Origin of the sequence: Vibrio sp. 10N.222.52.C3 (assembly GCF_041474195.1) — a bacterium.
Taxonomy (GTDB): Bacteria; Pseudomonadota; Gammaproteobacteria; order Enterobacterales; family Vibrionaceae; genus Vibrio; species Vibrio crassostreae_C.
The window spans coordinates 1-3,345 of sequence record NZ_JBFRTQ010000194.1; the positions used below are offsets into that span (position 1 = coordinate 1).

General features: G+C 33.5%; 3 protein-coding genes. All 3 read left to right on the forward strand.

The window, feature by feature from the left end; genetic code table 11:
• The first annotated feature begins 40 nt into the window (after positions 1-40).
• The 3 genes from AB4517_RS21900 to AB4517_RS21910 are packed head-to-tail and all read left to right on the forward strand — an operon-like array spanning position 41 to position 3,154.
• Positions 41-1,144, forward strand: coding sequence for a polysaccharide pyruvyl transferase family protein (locus AB4517_RS21900; protein WP_372149961.1), 1,104 nt, complete (start codon positions 41-43; stop codon positions 1,142-1,144).
• 2 nt (positions 1,145-1,146) lie between these two features.
• A complete protein-coding gene (locus AB4517_RS21905; protein WP_372149964.1) occupies positions 1,147-2,295 on the forward strand; it encodes a glycosyltransferase family 4 protein in 1,149 nt (382 codons plus the stop codon).
• A 7-nt stretch (positions 2,296-2,302) separates the two neighbouring features.
• On the forward strand, positions 2,303-3,154 hold the full coding sequence (locus tag AB4517_RS21910; protein ID WP_372149966.1) for a glycosyltransferase family 2 protein: 852 nt from the start codon (positions 2,303-2,305) through the stop codon (positions 3,152-3,154).
• Positions 3,155-3,345 lie beyond the last annotated feature (191 nt).

The window sequence follows — 3,345 nt, forward strand, 5'->3', positions numbered from 1 at the left end:
GTATTGTTTTGTCCAGAATTAAATTGTTAAGAGTCAAATAATGAATAAAAATAAATGTGGAATAGTGACATATCATCGTGCTCATAACTATGGTGCGCTACTCCAAGCGTATGCGTTGAAAGAGTCTCTAAAAAAATTAAGTTATGACCCCGTTTTTATTGATTATCAACCGGAATCGATAAGTCGAGGATATAATCTATATCCAAGTTTCCCTAAAAGTATTACTACCTCTAATCTTATTAGATATGTTAAAGATCTAGCTCACTTAATCCTTGATTACAAGAGAAAAAAGATTAGATTTCTAGCTTTTGAAAAATTTATTAAAGAAGAAATCAATGTTCACGAACCAAAAGGTGAATTCAATTATTTATTTCTAGGGAGTGACCAAATTTGGAATGCTTCATACACCAATGGTGTAGATAAACATTACTATGGCATTTTTGAAGACTTGAGTTCAGTTCATACAATTTCTTACGCTGCTAGTATGGGGACGTCTAACCTAAATGCTGGAGAAGAGCGTGACTTCATCAAGTATTTAGAAAACTTAGATGGCATTGGTGTACGTGAAGGCGAACTTTCAGATTATATTAGTTCTATTAGTCAAATGAGAGCAGAAGTTAACCTAGATCCAACATTGCTACTTTCCAAGCGTGAGTGGTTATCATTGGCTGAGAGCGCTTCATTTCGCCTACCAGAGGAGCCTTACCTGCTAATTTATGAGGTTCATGGGCATAAGTTGACTCAACAAGTAAGTGATATGATATCAAGTCAGTTAGGTTTAAAAGTAATATATTTATCATCTAGGACTGACTGTTATACTAGAAAGGACAGTGTAACGGGGGCCTCTCCAAATGATTTTATTAAGCTATTTACAAACGCTAGTTTCATTATTACAACATCTTTTCATGGAACTGTTTTCTCTATAATCAACGAAGTTCCCTTTTTTACAATAAAGTTTAATAATGACACAGATCTTAGAAGTGAATCCTTATTACGAAAAGTAGAACTTTCAGAAAGGCATATCGAAAGCTTATCAGATATCGATCTTAAAAAAATATCTCTTAATTTTGAAAATAGTAATACACTACTAGATAAATATCGAAAGAAATCTATTGATTTTCTCAGAAGTTACAAGAGAGGCTAGAAATGAAAACTGTATTGTTTGTATTTCATGACTCTAAGCCTAGAAGCGGAGCTACGGCTTCAATGTTGGATATAATAGATAACCTCTTAATAAAAGAAGATATTAAGCTTCTCGCTTTAATTCCGAAAACTAACGATGGCTTACGTGATTTATTAGAAAAAAAGAATATAGAATCCATCGAATCTAGAATTTATGGAGGGCGTCATCCGTTAACTGAACGAAATTTAGAAGCTCTAACGTATAGATTTAAAGGGTTATTGAAATCGCTTGTTACGTATTTTTCAGTGCTAAGTATCTTAACTAAAGTAAATACTCTTAAAGTTGATGTGATCTATTCTAATTCTTCAGATAATTATGCGGGTTATTTCTTAAGTAAGTTACTGAGAATCAAACATATTTGGCATGTAAGAGAGTTCGGTATTGAAGACCAAAATTGTAAACATGCGATTGGAGAGAAAAAGTTTCACAAGTGGTTGAACTCATCAGAGAAAGTAATTGTAATATCGAAGGCTCTCAAAGGTAAATTAGCCAAGCATGTCGATGCTCAAAAGCTTTGTTTAGTTTACGACGATGTTAAATTTCCTAGCGTTGAATTGACCGAGTCAAAGAATTATGGTCCTTTACTTAAGCTACTAATTGTGGGAACCATTTCTGAAGGTAAAGGCCAGAAGTTTGTAATCGACGTGGTAAACTTGTTAAATAGTACTGGAGTTCACTGTACTCTTTCGATAGCTGGAGATATTGATTCTAGTTATGCAAAGTATCTTATTGATTATGTGAGAAAAAACAACATAAGTAATATCTCATTTCTTGGCTTTAGAGAAGATATAGATTCATTGAGAGGAAGTTATGATATTGGTATCGTTGCATCTAGAGCAGAAGCTTTTGGTCGAGTTACTATTGAGGGGATGTCGGCAGGTTTAGTTATGGTGGCCAGTAACGCGGGAGCTAACCCTGAATTAATTTCTGATAGAGAGAATGGATTCCTATATGAAGAAAATAATACTGAGTCTTTATCTAACGTTATCTCGTATATATCTAAACATAAAGATACTTTGAACGATATTCGAGATAATGCTTTTCAGTTTTCCAAAAGGTTTGACTCTGGGGTTTCGAGTCAAAATATTTTTAATATAATAAAGAACTTATAATCAAGTTATGTCAAAAAACGTACTATCTATCGTAATTTGCTACTATCCAAATATAGAACATTTGGTTTCTATGTGTGAAGTGTTGGGACACTCTTCTGATGTCCTAATTATCGATAATACTCCGGAAATTGTTGATTTGTCTAGACTCAATGTAGAAGTTATTTCAAATGGTGAAAATCTAGGTATAGCCGAGGCTCAAAATATTGGCTTTAGAGTATCATTACAGCGGGGTTATAAGTACTCTATATTGTTTGATCAAGATAGTAATGTCCCAGAGACTATGTTGAATAACTTGACAGCTAAACTTGATAACACTCCGAAAGCTGCTTGTATAGGTCCAAGAGTTTATGACTTAAATTGTTCTAAAGAAATGCGTTCACGTGTAATGCTCAATGTTGAACAAGAGGATAACCTTACAAAAGTTAATCAAATCATAGCTTCAGGAAAATTGATTAATAACAATGCTCTAAATGTCATAGGTTTAATGGAAAGCAGTCTTTTTATCGATGCAGTAGATCATGAATGGTGTTGGAGAGCAATTAGTAAAGGGTATGATGTATATATTGACGAAGATACGGTAATGCAACACGTGCTTGGCGAGAGCTCTTTTGATTTTAAGCTATTTAGACTAACGGAGAGCTCACCTGTTAGGACTTATTACATACTACGTAACTATTTACTATTAGTAAAAAGGGGTTATGTCCCATTGTATTGGAAACTAAGAAATTTGGTGATAATACCAACTTCTATCTTGTTAAGTTTACTATTGTTTAAAGGTAGAGTAAGTAGGTTTAAAAATGTGATACTTGCTATCAAAGATGGCCTCATGGGTAAGGCCGGCAAGCTAAATGTCAACTAAGTCATTTGAAGTCAAGAAAAGTATTTTGGCCTTACTATATTTTTTCCTTTGTTTTGTTCTTACGAGACAATTTCCACTATCACTTTATATGCCATCAGCGCTGTCTTTGTCATTGATAGGTTTTCTCGTTGGTTTTATTTTTCTATATATTAGTAAAATAAAACTAGACCATCGTTTCGTATTGATAATAG

What these genes read in the sequence shown, in the direction of transcription:
- AB4517_RS21900 (WP_372149961.1), top strand. Translation starts at nt 41, where the DNA reads ATGAATAAAAATAAATGTGGAATAGTGACATATCATCGTGCTCATAAC.
- AB4517_RS21910 (WP_372149966.1), top strand. Translation starts at nt 2,303, where the DNA reads ATGTCAAAAAACGTACTATCTATCGTAATTTGCTACTATCCAAATATA.
- AB4517_RS21905 (WP_372149964.1), top strand. Translation starts at nt 1,147, where the DNA reads ATGAAAACTGTATTGTTTGTATTTCATGACTCTAAGCCTAGAAGCGGA.